The 16,142-nt window shown below is 43.7% G+C and carries 15 protein-coding genes and 1 pseudogene; 9 read left to right on the top strand and 7 right to left on the bottom strand.

The features are described from left to right. Nucleotides 1-68: 68 nt before the first annotated feature. A complete protein-coding gene (locus tag V7K73_RS08285) occupies nt 69-506 on the top strand; it encodes an SRPBCC family protein (RefSeq protein ID WP_334878872.1) in 438 nt (145 codons plus the stop codon). Between the two features lie 228 nt (nt 507-734). Here V7K73_RS08285 and V7K73_RS08290 read toward each other — a convergent pair whose 3' ends face one another. Together V7K73_RS08290 and V7K73_RS08295 are read right to left on the bottom strand one after the other, a co-directional pair. Then, nucleotides 735-1,559, bottom strand: a complete 825-nt coding sequence (locus tag V7K73_RS08290; RefSeq protein WP_334878874.1) for a SirB1 family protein — start codon at nt 1,557-1,559, stop codon at nt 735-737. A 462-nt stretch (nt 1,560-2,021) separates the two neighbouring features. Further along, nucleotides 2,022-2,171: a hypothetical protein gene (locus tag V7K73_RS08295; RefSeq protein WP_334878876.1), complete on the bottom strand. Its 150-nt coding sequence runs from the start codon at nt 2,169-2,171 to the stop codon at nt 2,022-2,024. A 722-nt stretch (nt 2,172-2,893) separates the two neighbouring features. On the opposite strand from V7K73_RS08295, the pseudogene V7K73_RS08300 reads away from it, so the two are divergent. From V7K73_RS08300 to V7K73_RS08315, 4 genes and pseudogenes are all read left to right on the top strand, one after another. Beyond that, a pseudogene (locus tag V7K73_RS08300) lies at nt 2,894-2,989 on the top strand (choice-of-anchor L domain-containing PEP-CTERM protein); the annotation flags it as partial. A gap of 530 nt (nt 2,990-3,519) precedes the next feature. Further along, nucleotides 3,520-4,968 (top strand): F0F1 ATP synthase subunit beta, encoded by a 1,449-nt coding sequence (atpD, locus tag V7K73_RS08305; protein ID WP_334878879.1) that lies wholly within the window; start codon nt 3,520-3,522, stop codon nt 4,966-4,968. Between the two features lie 149 nt (nt 4,969-5,117). Next, entirely contained in the window at nt 5,118-5,531 is a 414-nt protein-coding gene (gene atpC / locus V7K73_RS08310; protein ID WP_334878881.1) for an ATP synthase F1 subunit epsilon, read from the top strand. Between the two features lie 153 nt (nt 5,532-5,684). Next, nucleotides 5,685-7,805, top strand: coding sequence for an SPFH domain-containing protein (locus V7K73_RS08315; RefSeq protein ID WP_334878882.1), 2,121 nt, complete (start codon nt 5,685-5,687; stop codon nt 7,803-7,805). A 120-nt stretch (nt 7,806-7,925) separates the two neighbouring features. Here V7K73_RS08315 and V7K73_RS08320 read toward each other — a convergent pair whose 3' ends face one another. The 3 genes from V7K73_RS08320 to V7K73_RS08330 form a co-directional block, all read right to left on the bottom strand. Continuing rightward, nucleotides 7,926-8,222, bottom strand: coding sequence for a type II toxin-antitoxin system RelE/ParE family toxin (locus tag V7K73_RS08320; protein WP_334878884.1), 297 nt, complete (start codon nt 8,220-8,222; stop codon nt 7,926-7,928). Then, complete coding sequence (locus tag V7K73_RS08325; RefSeq protein ID WP_334878886.1) at nt 8,219-8,518, bottom strand: ribbon-helix-helix domain-containing protein; 300 nt, start codon at nt 8,516-8,518, stop codon at nt 8,219-8,221. Before V7K73_RS08325 ends, V7K73_RS08320 begins: the two co-directional genes overlap by 4 nt. 64 nt (nt 8,519-8,582) lie before the next feature. Beyond that, a complete protein-coding gene (locus V7K73_RS08330) occupies nt 8,583-9,950 on the bottom strand; it encodes an RNA-guided endonuclease InsQ/TnpB family protein (RefSeq protein ID WP_334878888.1) in 1,368 nt (455 codons plus the stop codon). A gap of 128 nt (nt 9,951-10,078) precedes the next feature. Here V7K73_RS08330 and V7K73_RS08335 point away from each other — a divergent pair, with 128 nt between their 5' ends. Further along, on the top strand, nt 10,079-11,857 hold the full coding sequence (locus tag V7K73_RS08335; protein ID WP_334878889.1) for a serine/threonine-protein kinase: 1,779 nt from the start codon (nt 10,079-10,081) through the stop codon (nt 11,855-11,857). A gap of 383 nt (nt 11,858-12,240) precedes the next feature. Here the strand turns inward: V7K73_RS08335 and V7K73_RS08340 are convergent, their stop codons facing one another. Continuing rightward, a complete protein-coding gene (locus V7K73_RS08340; protein WP_069071048.1) occupies nt 12,241-12,540 on the bottom strand; it encodes a 30S ribosomal protein PSRP-3 in 300 nt (99 codons plus the stop codon). A 137-nt stretch (nt 12,541-12,677) separates the two neighbouring features. On the opposite strand from V7K73_RS08340, the gene V7K73_RS08345 reads away from it, so the two are divergent. Together V7K73_RS08345 and V7K73_RS08350 are read left to right on the top strand one after the other, a co-directional pair. Next, a complete protein-coding gene (locus tag V7K73_RS08345; protein WP_334878891.1) occupies nt 12,678-13,148 on the top strand; it encodes a DUF29 domain-containing protein in 471 nt (156 codons plus the stop codon). 69 nt (nt 13,149-13,217) lie between these two features. Then, nucleotides 13,218-13,688 (top strand): DUF29 domain-containing protein, encoded by a 471-nt coding sequence (locus V7K73_RS08350; RefSeq protein ID WP_334878893.1) that lies wholly within the window; start codon nt 13,218-13,220, stop codon nt 13,686-13,688. Here the strand turns inward: V7K73_RS08350 and V7K73_RS08355 are convergent. Then, on the bottom strand, nt 13,683-14,309 hold the full coding sequence (locus V7K73_RS08355; RefSeq protein ID WP_334878895.1) for a TetR/AcrR family transcriptional regulator: 627 nt from the start codon (nt 14,307-14,309) through the stop codon (nt 13,683-13,685). The two genes, V7K73_RS08350 and V7K73_RS08355, sit on opposite strands and share 6 nt — an antisense overlap. A 549-nt stretch (nt 14,310-14,858) precedes the next feature. Here V7K73_RS08355 and V7K73_RS08360 point away from each other — a divergent pair. After that, the gene (locus tag V7K73_RS08360) at nt 14,859-16,127 is read left to right on the top strand and encodes an NAD(P)/FAD-dependent oxidoreductase (RefSeq protein WP_334878897.1); all 1,269 of its coding nucleotides are present in this window, start codon (nt 14,859-14,861) and stop codon (nt 16,125-16,127) included. Nucleotides 16,128-16,142: the final 15 nt, after the last annotated feature.

Raw genomic sequence — 16,142 nt, forward strand, 5'->3', positions numbered from 1 at the left:
GATTTAATCTACTGACAGTGGTGAATTTTGCGTTACTCTAATTGCAGCAACAGCATCAGAGATATAGAATGTCCCAAATTTTGGAGCAATCGATTCAAATTAATGCTACAGCTACGGTGGTGGAGCGCTGTATTAGCGATTTAGCTCTCATGCATCGCTGGCTCAACCCCGTTCTCCGTTGCGAACCTGTGGGTGCTTGGAGTACTGATGTTGGCAGTGAAAGTCGTTTCATCATTCAAATTCCTCTACTCAAACCCACATTGAATAGCGTAGTTGTAGAACGACAACCGGGTTTGTTAGTTTGGGAATTTCAGGGATTTTTTCAAGGGCGCGATCGCTGGGAATGTCAACCAAAAGAATTGGGAACGCTCCTACTCAACCGTTTTGAGTACGATATCCCTAACCGCTTAGTTAGTTGGGGTTTCAACACCTTTGCTGTCTCCTGGACAAAAGAAGATATGCAAGCCCAACTCCGCCGCCTCAAACGAGTCGCAGAAAATTTGTAATTCGTAATTCCTAATTGTGCATTAGCGAAAGAATCATTATAACTCCCAACTCCCAACTCCCCACTCCCAACTCCAAACTCCAAACTCCAAACTCCAAACTCCAAACTCCCAACTCCCAACTCCCAACTCCCAACTCCCAACTCCCAACCCCTAACTCCTAACTCCTAACTCCTAACTCCTAACTCCTAACTCCTAACTCCTAACTCCCAACTCCCAACTCCCAACTCCCTACCCATCTTTCCCAAATTCGCTAAGTAGCCGCCGAATCACAGATGCATCCTGGGCATCGGGAACTTTTGCTAAATAATTTTGTAAGTCGTCTACGGCTTGCGGGTAGTAACCGAGTTGATAATAGATTAGACCGCGATCGCGCAATTCTAAAGTTAAACCAGGAAACAGTAACAAAATTCGTTCAACTGCTGCCAGCGTTTTTTCTAACTCTTGCTGTTTCATATAAATAAACTTTAAATTTGTCAGCATCCGCGCCAAAAATTGCCGATTACTGACTACAGCTAAAAATTCTGGTTGCAGCGTCACAGGTTGCTGATAAAGTTGAGATAGCCGTTCTTCACAATCTTGGGCAAATATTATTTCACCGCCATTGAAGGCATCCACAAAAATCTCTATATCTGGAATATTTGGGCGAATCAGGAAATGCCCTGGCATCCCCACACCCACCATCGGAAAATCGATCCGTCTGGCAACTTCTAGGTAAACTAACGCCAAAGTAATAGGAATACCTAGCCGACGGTCAATTACATCATTGAAAAAGCTGTTACGTGGGTCGTAATAGTCAATTTGGTTACCAGAAAACTTTAAATCTTCGTAGAGATACTGGTTAATACTTTGAACCATCCGCAAAGGATATCGGGAATCAGGCAGGCGTTCTTGAAGCTCCCATGCCATTGTATCAAGGGCGTTGAGATATTCCTGTGGGTCTAGATTGGAATATTCTTCTTGTGCAATATACAAAGCTGCCTTTGCTAGGTCAATGCGTTCGTCAGACTGTTGAATCTCCTGATAAAAATATTGTCGTGCTGACGATAAATTCATAAACTGTTGCTTGGTGGAAGTGTGAGGATGAAGCGAGAGCGGCTTGGCTGAACTGAAAACAGTTTTTTGTACCTATTTTTATATTAGGGATATTCAGAAGATTTGGAAATCTAGTTTGTGCATAAGTTTTATGGCATTAATCTATCTAGGGGATGAGAATAGGTTAATGTCGCTTTTTTGTCTTGACTAAAATATTTTTTTATGGTATTGAGTTGTGCTAAATCTGTTTTGAGCAATATAAATCAAAGTACCAAATTAGTGATTATTAATTACTCAGATTCCGAAATGGCGTTAAAAGGATGTGTATTAACTATTTGAATAAATGGTATTACGCTGCTCTTTCTGCGATCGCAGAAAAAGCAGATTTTTTATGTAAACTTTCCTAACGGAATTTAGCAAGCGTTAGCGTTCGCAAAGCGTCTCCAAGAGTTGCTCGCCGCAGGCATCGCTATCCTAAGTTTTTCAGGACTTACCCAAAAACTCTCTCAAACTCTTATTCCTCTGTGTCGCGCCAGTTGCTTCTCCCAAGGGGAGACGCTGCGCGAACAAGTCTCTTAACCCGCAAGGGCGCACTGGCTTCTCTGCGTCCTCTGCGGTTCGTTTTTTGGTCATTTTGCGTAAGTCCTATTTTTAACCACTGTGACTTTAATCGGTAAGTAAGTAAAGTGGGTTAAATTAAATATAAAACCTCACCCTCAATCCCTCTCCTTATTATTGTCGGGGTCAGCCGGAGGCAGCGTAAGGTTTTATCTTATGTTTAATTACGCCTACGTACTTAAAGCAACAACTTAAGTTTACAAAGTTTTAGTCAATTATTCAGTTGACACTGCATAAGTAAGTCGGCGTAAATAATCATGACTGGTTTGTAGTTGCGCTTTAGCGAAGACAGCGCAACTACAGGCCAAATACAGAGATTTTACTTTTCGTTACATAGTTTGGTTTTTTCTCGCCGAGCTAGTTTTATAAGTCTCGTTACATCTAGGTTTTGGCTGTTATCTCATCTAATTTAGAATGTAATTCTTATGTGAATACACGTAAAAACTCTCGCCATAAAATAAAATCGCCAGTAATCTAAGTAAATAAGCTAGTGAGGAAAACACTGATCGTAACCTCCTTAAATAACTAGAAAACAAAAGCAAAAGCCAATTTTAAAGCTTTAGTCATTTTTATTAGTACTTATATCTGCGTAGGCGTAGCCCGTCGTAGACATCGCAGCGATAGGCTGAAACTTCACCTATCGAAATGGAGGCGTTATGTGCAACGCTGAAAATTTTGCGTATGCAATTAAGCATATTTTGCTGTTAACATTCACTTTTTTTTAGGACAAAAATTTCATGAACTCATTGACTAAATTTCTGAAGCAAGGCGCATTTGCATTGTTAGGTTTAGGACTAGTAACTGCTCCCGCTCATGCTGTTAACATCACTACCTTCATCCCTAAAACGCAAACAGCAAAATAAAACCGTAGCTAAAGGCTAAATTTATCATTAGGTTATTGTGATATTCGCTGTGTCTAACGATGGTAAGTAAGTGGGCGCAAATAATTATCATTGGCTCGTAATTGCGCTTTAGCGCTAAAGCGCAACTACGAGCCAAATACAGAGATTTTACTTTTCGTTACATAGTTTGGTTTTATCTTGCCTAGCTACTTAGACACAGCATTTTTTTGTGTTGACACGCATAATAAAGCGGTTTGAACCAAAGCGATGGCTCCGCCAACGCCAAGGGCGAACGCGGCTTAAAATGAGCTTGGTGAAAAACTAGGGTATAAAGAAAAAGCATCCGCTTGTCTAGACAAGCTTTTCAGGATCGGGGTTGCAGCTAAAACAGCCAAGCCGCTTTTTAAGGAATTACTAAGGGAGTTATGTCCCCGTCCGGTGCTACAGTGAAAGGTGACATTGCTTATTCTTATGTCTTCTCCGACCGGATCTGAAATATAGCTTCAATCATTAGGCGCAGCATGGTCACAACCGCAGAAAAAACAAACATTGGCTACATTACCCAAATCATTGGCCCAGTTGTAGACGTTAAATTTCCCGGCGGGAAATTGCCACAAATCTACAACGCTTTGAAAATCGTTGGCACCAACGAAGCTGGACAGGAAATCAACATCACCGTTGAAGTACAGCAACTGCTGGGCGACAACCAGGTGCGGACTGTTGCGATGAGTTCCACCGAAGGCTTAGTACGCGGTTTTGAAGTCACCGATACAGGCGCTCCTATCACCGTACCAGTTGGGAAAGCGACTTTAGGCCGGATTTTCAACGTCCTTGGCGAACCTGTGGATAACAGGGGGCCTGTAAATGCTGAAGCAAGTTTACCCATCCACCGCTCTGCTCCCAAATTCACTGACCTGGAAACCAAACCTTCCGTGTTCGAGACTGGGATTAAAGTTGTTGACCTTCTGACTCCCTATCGACGCGGCGGTAAGATTGGTCTATTCGGCGGTGCTGGTGTTGGTAAAACCGTGATCATGATGGAATTGATCAACAACATCGCTACCCAGCATGGTGGAGTATCCGTATTTGCTGGCGTGGGTGAGCGCACCCGTGAAGGCAATGACCTCTACAACGAAATGATTGAGTCTGGGGTAATTAATAACGAGAACCTCAACGAATCAAAAATTGCTCTAGTCTACGGTCAAATGAACGAACCACCCGGAGCGAGAATGCGGGTTGGTCTTTCGGGATTAACAGTAGCAGAATACTTCCGGGATGTGAACAAGCAGGATGTGCTGCTGTTTATTGATAATATCTTCCGATTTGTGCAAGCAGGTTCGGAAGTATCCGCGCTACTAGGTCGGATGCCCTCTGCGGTAGGATATCAGCCCACATTGGGAACCGACGTAGGTGAACTGCAAGAGCGGATTACCTCGACTACAGAGGGTTCTATTACCTCGATTCAGGCAGTGTACGTACCTGCGGATGACCTCACCGACCCCGCACCTGCTACCACCTTCGCCCACTTGGACGGAACCACAGTACTGTCTCGCGGTTTGGCAGCTAAGGGAATTTATCCCGCAGTTGACCCCCTTGGTTCAACTTCCACCATGCTTCAACCAAATATTGTCGGTGAAGAACACTACAATACTGCCCGGGCGGTGCAATCAACTCTGCAACGTTATAAAGAACTCCAAGACATTATCGCTATTCTCGGTTTGGATGAATTGTCTGAAGAAGACCGTCTAATCGTAGCGCGGGCGCGGAAAGTTGAGCGCTTCTTGTCTCAGCCGTTCTTTGTAGCCGAAGTATTTACCGGTTCTCCTGGTAAGTATGTGAAGTTGGAAGATACCATCAAAGGCTTCCAAAAGATTCTGTCTGGTGAGTTGGATGCTCTGCCAGAACAGGCTTTCTACTTGGTTGGCGATATTAACGAAGCGATCGCTAAAGCTGAAAAAATCAAAGGTTAGTCATTAGTCATTGGTCATTAGTCATTAGTCATTAGTTCAAGTGCTAATGACTAATGGCAATTACAAAGGACAAATGAGAAAACGCAAAGTCTGAGCGGAAGTTTCCTCCAATCGGAACTTTGTAAGAGAGGACAAAGGACAAAAGACAAATGACATTAACCGTTCGTGTAATTTCCCCAGATAAAACAGTATGGGATGCCCCAGCTGAAGAAGTAGTTTTGCCTAGCACTACTGGTCAACTAGGTATCCTCACTGGACACGCGCCACTATTGACCGCCCTCGATACTGGTGTAATGCGAGTTCGCGGCGCGAAAAATCAGAATTGGGAAGCGATCGCTGTTTTGGGTGGCTTTGCCGAAGTCGAAGAAAATGAAGTGACAATTTTGGTTAACGGCGCTGAACGTGGCGACAAAATTAACCTTGATGAAGCCCGTACAGCTTACAACCAAGCCGAAACACGTCTAAGTCAAGTTTCCGCAGACGATCGCCAAGCCCAAATTCAAGCAACTCAAGCCTTTAAACGCGCCCGCGCTCGGTTTCAAGCGGCTGGCGGTTCGGTCTAATTTTACTTTCTATTTCAAGTTTGTAGGTTGGATACTACCCAACCTACAAGATATTTATTAAATTTAAAAAAAATTACGTCAAGTTTAAGAAATCGAGGCAAGTCTTAGTGAAGTGTTAAGTTATCTAGTTAGTTGCCCAAATGGGCACAGATTATGAAAAGCTTTTCTTCTTTACTTGGGACTCGTAAACAAAATAAGGTAGCTCGTCTTGCAGCATCTGTCCTAGCGACGTTAGCGATCGCTGCGCCAACGTCTTTAGCGATCGCTGGAAAGATTCACTCTGCAAATGCGACTCCTGTAAAAACAACTATTGCATCAGTCCAGCTAAATCAGACCAAACCAAATATTTCCCAGTTACAAATTAGCAGAACTCAATATCAAGCTGCTGGGATTAATCCTGTTGTACTGGTTCCCATTGTCCTTGTCGGCGGTTTAGTTATATTTGTCCCCCTATTCTTTGGCGGACTTGTAGTAATTGGCGAGCGTGAAGTCGGTATTGTTGTTAGAAAATTTACCCTTTCCGGGCGCGGACTCCCCGCCGGAAGTTTAATTGCCCTCAACGGCGAAGCTGGCTTGCAGGCGGATACTTTAGCTCCTGGTTGGCACTGGGGCTATTGGCCTTGGCAGTATTCTGTAAAGAAAGAATCGGTAATTGTCGTTCCCCAAGGGGAAATCGCTTTGATTGTGGCAGCAGATGGCGCATCCAACCCACCAGAGCGGATTTTGGGTAAAATTGTCAGTTGCGACAACTTCCAAGATGCTCGCAAATTCCTCACCCAAGGCGGGGAAAAAGGGCGGCAAATGGGTTTTCTTACGGCTGGTACGTACCGGATTAACACTGCCCTGTTTAAAGTCATCATGGCAGCAAATGCCAGCGCTCATGGCATGACTCCAGAACAGTTGCGGGTGTACAGTCTGGCATCTGACAAAGTTGGCATTGTCACTACCTTAGATGGTTTACCAATCTCTGCCGGTGAACTCGCAGGCGCGATAATTGGCGGACACGACAACTTCCAAAATGGTCAGAAATTTATTGATGGCGGTGGACGGCGAGGTTTACAAGAACAGACTTTGCTTTCTGGTTCTTGGAACTTGAACCCTTGGTTTGTCCAGGTTGAGCAAGTACCGATGACAGAAATTCCAATTGGGTATGTAGGTGTGGTGATTTCTTTTGTGGGTAAGGCGCATCAAGATGTCAGTGGTGCAGCTTTCACCCACGGTAACTTGGTGAATCAGGGACATAAGGGTGTGTGGGTCGAACCGCTATATCCTGGTAAGCACCCGATTAACTCCCGGATTATGAAAATTGAACTAGTACCAACGACCAACATCGTCTTAAACTGGTCAGGTCGGACTGAACGCCACAGCTATGATGCTAAACTGGCTTCTTTAACAGTGCGATCGCGTGATGGGTTTGCCTTTGATTTGGAAGTAGCGCAAATTATCCATGTGGGTGCTTTAGATGCCCCAAAGGTAATTTCTCGCGTTGGTGCAATGCAAAATCTGGTAGACCATGTATTAGAACCAACTATCGGTAATTATTTCCGCAACTCAGCCCAAGACTATACTGTACTAGACTTTCTCACCGCTCGGAGTGAACGGCAATCTGAGGCTGCTGAGTATATTAAAACAGCATTGCGGGCTTATGACGTACAAGCGATCGACACTCTAATTGGTGATATTCTGCCACCAGCATCACTAATGCAGACACAGACAGACCGGAAAATTGCCGAAGAAGAACGTAAGACTTATGAAGTCCAGCAGATGGCGCAAACCCAACGGCAGCAGCTTGTCCGGGAAACGGCACTCGCTGATATTCAGCAAGAAATGGTGAAATCTGAGCAGAGTGTACAGATTGCCGATTTGAAAGCCCAAGCCCAAATTAAACAGGCGAACGGTGAAGCTGAGGGAACAAAACTCAGAGCAATTGCTGAGGCGGAAGGTATCCGGGCTACAGGTAATGCTAAAGCTGAAACTTATCAAGCGGGTGTGGAAGCCTTGGGTTCACAAGGTTATACAGCAATGCAACTAATGCAGATTATAGGCGATCGCAATGTTCGCTTAATACCGGATGTCTTAGTTAGCGGTAACGGCAGCAATAACGGCTTAGTGGATGGATTACTATCCCTGATTTTATGGAATCAAACTGGTAAGGGTGAATTGACTCCAACACCTTTGCATCCTCAACCAGTAGTTAATAAAGGACAACCAACCTCAGAAAACGGTCTTCCACCGATAGTTGTGAATTTTCCAGTGGATAAGTCACATCAATAGAACTTATTAGTTAGTAAGTAGTTAGCACTTTAGCAATTAAAAACTACTAAAGTGCTAATAGTAATTCAATATTTTGTTTTTGCGATCGCGCATAGCTTCTTCCAAAACATACCCTATAAATTAGGGATTCTCAAATAAATATTTTAGGTTACGTTTACCACTGACAACCCTGACAATTTCGATACCATCATCCATAATTTGGTAGAAAATAATATACCCATCCAATGGAAGTCCTCGTAAACCAGAACGTAAGTCTTCATACTGTCGTCCCATGTTGGGAAAACTACCAAGTTGTTGACATCTTTGATTAAACGCTTGTAGCAGACGCTCCCCAGCCTCAATATTTTCTACAGCGAAGTAGTCAGCAATTGTTCTTAAATCAAGAGAAGCAGGTAGTGAAATTATATACTGACTCATTTCTGAGACTCTTTAACATGCTGTAAATCTGTCAGAAGCTGATTAACAAAAGTCTCACCATCAATTCCTTCCCCCCGTTCAAGTGATGCGATACCTTCATCAATCTTGGTACGAGTTTCATCTACCCATATTTGATATGCGCGATTCTCTTCTTCTAAGAGGTGTAATGCAGCTTCAATCACTTCGCTAACAGTGTGGAATCTACCTGTCGCGAGCAAAACTTGCACAGCTTTCTCTTGTTTTGATGTTAGTGTCATACTCATATTGATTGCGTAAGCGAAGCTCGTCGTAGACATCGCTAGTTTTTTCCTTGACACTCCCCGCTCGCTCAGAGACGGGGATTCTTAAGAACACAAAGCCTTAGTAGACCTTGATTCTTAACGGCTGTGCCAAACAGCCTTTACACAGTCCGGTAAAACCATTCTGCTTACTTTTGCGTCCGATATTTGCAGCACCGTTAGTATCTGAATTAATCAAATGTCCTTCCTTGCTTCTATACAATCCCCGCTTAACTCGCTTACCAGAAAACTGGTAAGTAGCTGGTTTGTCGGCGTTGTAAATGGGCATTTCATCACCATCCAAAGCACTGGCAATGCTTGTGTAAGATTCCTCTTGTTCTTGATAGATCAACCCATATCGCTCACAGAGAGATTTAAGTTTGTTTCTCAAAGAATAAAAGGGGATCTGGACAAAGTTTTGATTATTCCGACTACCGATATTGATACCATCTTTCATTCCAATATTGAAACCAACAATCAGGCGTTCAATTTTGGTATTAATGCAATGGTCAACAATCAGTCTAGCCGCCTTATTCAAATAGTCTCTAACTTGATAAGTGCGATTGGTATACAGTCTCGATTGACGTTCGGTAAGTCGCTTAATACCCTGCAAATCCTTAATAGATTGCAGTCTGGCATTTTCTTTGTTGAACCACTGGTTAATAGATTTGAGTTTGCGGCCATCCACAATAAAGGATGCCCCATTGGTATCAACACAAGTAGCCAAATTATTAAGCCCGAAATCAATCGCCAAAGCACTATCTTTAACGGTTTCCACAGCCTCAATCTCACCTTCAGAAATATACTCAACTTCAAAGAATCGAGCGTCGTACTTGGGGTGAATTCTCACTTCTTTGATTTTAGCTGGGTCAAGACGTTCGGGAAAGTCGATTACAACCTCGCCAAATTCCTTTTTAAAGGCGTTAGACATTGGTACTTTGAACCTCCCATCTTTGACCTTGATTCGCGGAATTATCAGGACAAAATAGCCAACTTTTGGCAAGTAGTGAGGAAGTCTCACCTTTTGTTGAAATGTTCCAGCTCGAACTGCCTTAATCAATCCATAGAAGCTGCGAAACGTTCTGTCTACTACCTTCAACGTTTGTTGTGCAATATCAGTATTGAGAATTTGATAGTTCTCATTGTCTTTGCACAGATGGTAGGCAGATTCATAGCGCAAGTGCTTATGTTCTTGAAAGTAGTACTGTCGAACGGTGTAAAGACCCACGTTATAAAGGTTCTTACTCAATCGACACAACTCTCTCAGAGCCAAGAATTCGGTCTTACTAAGATCGCGTATTTGGTTTTTCTGAGTTAAGTACATAAACATTACTTTCGCTGATATCTCTATTTTACAGCGAAAATACCAGAAAAACAAGGATATTCTAAGGCTTAAAGGCGGTAGGCGAATAAAGAAAGCACGAGTCGTCGTTCCTCCGCGCTCTTTCATAGACGCGGTTTCCCAACTTCCGGCATATTCCTGATGATATAGCAACTACTTTTGGATGGTAACTCGCAGTTAGACTTTTCAAACAACCTCTTAGATGTAATCCGGTTGATAACTCTCACGGAGAAATTTTGCTTTTACAAGAACGTTATCGTTTACTCAAGCAGATTGGTAAAGGGGGATTCTGTAAAACCTTCCTCGCTGTAGATGAGGCTCAGTTTCCGCCAATTCCTTGTGTGGTTCAAGAATTATCGCCGGAATCCGAAACATTTAAAACTTTTCAGCAAAAGGCACAACAGCTAGAAGAATTAGGAAAGCACCCACAAATTCCTACTTTGTTGGCTTATTTTCAGCAGAATGAGCATTTTTATTTAGTGCAAGAATTTATTACAGGCACTAATTTAGCTCAGGTGGTTGAAGAAGAAGGGGCTTTTAATGAAACTCAGATTTGGCAACTGTTAGAAGATGTGTTGCCAGTTCTTCAATTGATTAGCGATGCCTCCGGCGGGCTACGCCTACGCCAAATCATCCACCGCGATATTAAACCCCAGAATATCATCCGTAGATCCCCAATTACAAAAAAGGGGGATTTCGTCATAGTCGATTTTACCACCGCGAAAATCGTTACAGAAATTGACCATTTAACATCTGAAACCAGTATCGGCAGTCCAGAATACGCGGCACCAGAACAAACCAAGGGAAAAGCCGTTTTTGCTAGTGATTTATATAGCTTGGGTGTAACTTGTATTTACTTACTTACTCAGATTTCTCCCTTTGATTTATTTGATATTGCCAATGATTGTTGGGTCTGGCAACAATATCTTACTAGTGCGATAAGCGATCGCTTGGCCCAAATTCTCAATAAGCTGCTGCAAAATGCTGTTAACCGCCGCTTTCAATCGGCTGATGAAGTTATGCAAGCAATGGGTATGGAATCCAAAATCCAAAATCCAAAATCCAAAATCCAAAATCCTCCTTGGCGATGCTTGCATACCTTAACTGGGCATTCTGGGACATTGAGTAGTGTAAATACTCTTGCTATCAGTCCTGACAGTAAGACTTTGGCTAGTGGTAGTGATGACAAAAAGATCAAATTGTGGGATTTAAATAGCCAAAATGTGATAGCTAGTTTATCAGGACATACTCAAGCTGTAAAATCAGTAACTTTCAGCCCTGATGGTCAAATTTTGGCAACTGCTAGCGATGATAAAACTATTAAATTGTGGCAGGTTGAGACATTAGAGGAAATCTCCACCCTCTTGGGACACGCACACGCGGTAAAATCAGTTGCTTTCAGTCCAGATGGGCAGATTCTCGCTAGTGGTAGCTGGGATAAGAAAATCAAACTCTGGGATGTGAATACTGGTAGAGAAATTTGCACCATAACTGGACACCAATTACAGGTAAATTCAGTAGCATTTAGTCCCCAAGGACAGCTTTTAGCTAGCGCTAGTTTTGACAGAACAATTCGGCTGTGGCGGATACCTGCATTAGAAAGTTCCCAGACAGAACCTCAAAACCGCCCTTGCTATAGCTTGTTAAGCACCCTTTCGGGTCATGCATGGGCGGTTTTGACAGTCGCTTTTAGTCCTGATGGTCAAATTTTGGCGACGGGTAGTGATGATAACACTATTAAATTGTGGGAGGTAAACACTGGTCAGCTAATTTGCACACTTGTAGGCCATTCTTGGTCTGTGGTGGCTGTGGCTTTTACTGCCGATGGCGAAACGCTCCTAAGTGCAAGTTGCGACAAAACAGTTAAACTTTGGAGGGTAAGCACAGCAGAAGAGATTGTTACTCTCTCTGGTCATGTAGACTCAGTATCTGCTGTTGCTGTGAGCAAAGTTACACAATTAATTGCAAGTGGCAGCCGCGACAAGACTATCAAACTGTGGCAGCTTGTAGAATAGGACGATATAGCGGTTCTCGTTTTCCTTATAGACAGAAACCGCCCAGAACTAAAGTTCAGGGCTAATAGCTAAAGTCCGTTAAAACGGACTATAACATGAGTCTTAGTCGTCTTTAGACGGCTTTCGCTATTAGACTCAGAATTCATTCTGAGGCGGACTAGATGAGAATGAAATAGCTCTGCCCTTTTCTTAGTCGTCTTTAGACGACTTTCGCTATTAGACTCAGAATTCATTCTGAGGCGGACTAGATGAGAATGAAATAGCCCTGCCCCCAACCCCTCTCTTTGGGTTCAAAGAGGGGAGTGTAAGTTTTCTCAAATACGGGGTGAGGTTATAACTGTGTTGCACCATGCGTGAGAATAGCGATCGCTAATTTTGCAATATCAGGCGCTACCTGTGAAGGCAACCTCTGGGAATTTCAACTGCGCTTCTGCCATTGGACGGTTTCTGCCTTCCTCTTGCCAGTAGTTAATCACTTCTGTCGCTTTGTTAAGCAACTCGACACGATCCACGTCAGTAATCCAATGTTTGGACTCTAATTCCTTCTTTAACTCTTCCCAAGCATCATTTCTGGGCCAAAAAAAGTACTTAGTCAAGGGACTGGTGCCTTTGCCTACAATTTGATCGACTGCTAGAGCAACGTTTTCGTCTAACCACAGAATTTTCAATATAAACTTGGTCAATCACACCTCCGGGAATTTCCGGGCATTACTTAACTAGGATAGCGATCGCTTATTTTAACGCAATACTCATCAAATGACCAAACAGCGATTGAGAATGATCTACCATAAGGTTTAGTCGGCGCTAACTAAAAATGTTTATGACTGCCCAACTGCCCCAATCTCAAACCAAATCTGCTTCTTCTTTGTATGAGCAAGATTTTTACCTGTGGATTCAAACCACGGCAGAATTGCTCAAACAAGGTCGGCTCACAGAACTGGATTTAGAGAATTTGATTGATGAAATTGAAACGATGGGTAGGAGTGAAAAGAAAGCACTCAGAAGCAATTTGGAAGTGGTGCTAATGCATCTATTAAAGTATAAATATCAAGCCGAGAAGCGCTCTGGTAGTTGGCGAGGAACGATTCGAGAGCATCGCAAACGCCTTAGACAAGCTCTAGAAGAAAGTCCTAGCCTTAAACCCTATTTTGATCAGGTTTTCGGGCTGTGTTATGACGATGCTAGACTATTGGCTGCTGATGAAACTGAATTGGATGTAACTATCTTCCCGGAACAATCTCCCTTCACACCAGAACAAACCCTCAACCCCGATTTTTTACCTGAGCCATAATCTCATCCTCACCTAGAAGATTTGGCTGTTAATTTTGAATTTTTAATTTTGAATTCGGAGCAAAGCGACGTGACTGCCCAACTGCCCCAATCTCAAACCAAATCTGATTATTCTTTGTATGAGCAAGACTTTTACCTGTGGATTCAAACCACAGCCGAACTACTCAAACAAGGTCGGCTCACAGAACTGGATTTAGAGAATCTGATTGATGAAATTGAAACGATGGGCAGAAGTGAAAAGCGGGCTTTGGAGAGCAATCTGGAAGTGTTGCTGATGCATCTGCTGAAATACCAAATTCAAACTGAAAGACGCTCAAAAAGTTGGGAATACACAATTTTGGAACACCGTAGACGAGTCCAAAAGGCACTCGTGGAAAGTCCGAGTTTGAAGCCTCACTTTGATCAGGTTTTTGAGGAAAGCTATCAAACCGCTAGACGGCTGGCTGTGATTGAAACTGGATTAGCGATCGCAACCTTCCCCGAACAATCTCCCTTTACACTAGAACAAGTTCTCGACTCTGATTTTTTCCCCCAGTCATAATCTCACACTCTGGCTGGAATGAATAATCAGTGAAAGCAAGCCATCGATCAGGCGATCGCAATCTATGGGCATAATATCTCCACCATCCAGCAGATCCCGCGTAGTCACAATATGAAGCAGCGTTGCGATAAACATTCGGGCTGCAACTTCGGGGTCAGCAATTTGAAGTTTAGGATGAGTAGCAAAGTATTGGGTGATAAAGTCAAGATTTGGTTTCTCAACATTTTGGAGAAAAACGCGTCCTAGTTCTGGAAAGCGACCTGATTCAGCAATGACGATTCGGAAAAGTGCTATATCTTGCGGGTTTTCAGCAGCACAGTTAAGCATTTTAGTAGCATGACGTTTCAAGAATACAACGGGTTCTTCTTGGGATGAGGGAAAATCTTGTTGCTCAAAAAAGTTGACTTTTTCTGCCATTCGTTGGATTAGAGCGCTAAATAATGTCTCCTTATCGGCAAAGCGTCGATAGACTGTGGCTTTAGAAACCCCTGCGGCTGCCACAATTTTATCGATCCTGGCTCCTGCATACCCATGCTCCATAAACTCCTGCATCGCTCCCCGCAGGATCGCTTCAGTTTTTTCCCGGGATAACTCCCGTTCAGTACTCTTAACGTTACTCATCACTCAATTTTCCGCTTTGCTGGGCATCCACTAAGAGAACATCAAAAAATAAATTATCCAATATTGGGGGATGGGCATCTTGCCATAGGTGTCAAGTTAAGAAAAAATCTGCTTTGAGAGGACGTTTTGCCCTCATCCCCTAACCCCTTCTCCCAAGATGGGAGAAGGGGAACTAGAGAATTTACTCCCCTCTCCCAAGATGGGAGAAGGGGAACTAGAGAATTTACTCCCCTCTCCCAATTTTGGGAGAGGGGTTGGGGGTGAGGGTCAAAGCTGGAAAGTTCGCCAAATCTAGCTTATACGTTAAGTTGACACCAATGGCATCTTGCCCGTCCTTTAGTATTAGCGGCCAAGATGCCCGCACTACAAGAGATTTGGGGATATTTTTTATTTGTCAGTCCCTAATACTATTACTATTGACTGATTTCTATCATAACCCATTGACAAGACGAAACGGTTTTGTTTTACTTAATTTTATGCAAGACGAAACTGTTTCGTTTGATATGATGCGATGAAAAGGTCATAAAGCTGTAAAAGGGAGGTTGAAGTATGCGATCGCCAATACATGAAACAAACGATGCTCTACCGATTGTGATTCTAGGGGGTGGTTTTGGAGGATTGTTTACAGCACTGCATCTGCGAGATTTACATTCCTGTCCGATTATTTTGATTGACCAATCGTGGAGCTTTGTTTTTAAGCCCCTGTTATATGAACTGCTTACTAGCGAAGTCAAGCTAGAGTTAATTTGCCCCCGCTACGATCAATTGCTGCACAATAGCGGTATTACCTTTGTGCTGGGGACAGTAGAGGCGATTGACCTGGATCAAAAGCAGGTGGAGCTAGACTCTGGCTTAAAGTATTCCTATCGTCATTTGGTACTGGCATTGGGCAGCACCACAAGTTACCTGGGTATACCTGGGGCAAAAGAACATACCCGATTATTCCGCACAGCTTATGATGTGTTTGCATTGGCACAGCATTTACGAAACCGCTTGCAGATTGCAACCCAAACCGAAGATATAACAGAACGCCTTGCTCTGCTTACGGTTGTGATTGTGGGTGGTGGTGCATCTGGGGTGGAAATTGCGGCAACCCTGGCAGATTTACTGCCAACTTGGTACATCCCTTTAGGTGGGAACCCAGAGGAAATTCGGATTGTGATTTTGCAGCGTGGTGATGATATTCTCAAAGAATCTACAAGCGATCGCCTGCGTGAAACTGCAAAATCGGCGCTGAAAGGGCGAAACGCCTCCGTCGAGGTGTTGTTAGGGTCTGAGGTGAAAGAGGTGCATCCGGGAGCCGTAGAGTTTGAGCGGAATGAGCAACAGTGGAGATTAGCCGCCGCCACAGTGCTGTGGACAACTGGGAATGCAACTCATCCGGTGATTGAGGCGCTGCCGATCGCGGCTGAAAATCGGGATAAACGCGATCGCCTCTTAGTTAAACCGACGCTGCAACTGCCAGATTTTCCAGAAGTGTTTGCGGCGGGAGATTGTGCGATCGATCCGTCGAATCCCCAACCTGCTACTGCTCAGGTTGCCTATCAACAAGGAGCAGCGATCGCTCATAATATTAAGGCGCTGATTAACGGGAAATCTCCTACCCCTGCAACGGTTAATCTGCGGGGTATGTTGATGAAGCTGGGAATGCATGAGAGCGCTGTGGAAATTTTTGATCGCTACGAAATCAAAGGCCAGTTAGGTCAGGCAATTCGCCTATCAACCTATCTCGAATTCATGCCGACTCCAGCCCGTAACTTTGTCAACCGGACGGGATGGTTTGCTGAAGAGATTTTGAAGCAGATTGCTCGTGTATAAAGCAAACTTCAGCCT

The sequence above is a fragment of the Nostoc sp. genome, assembly GCF_036916975.1.
GTDB lineage: Bacteria > Cyanobacteriota > Cyanobacteriia > Cyanobacteriales > Nostocaceae > Nostoc.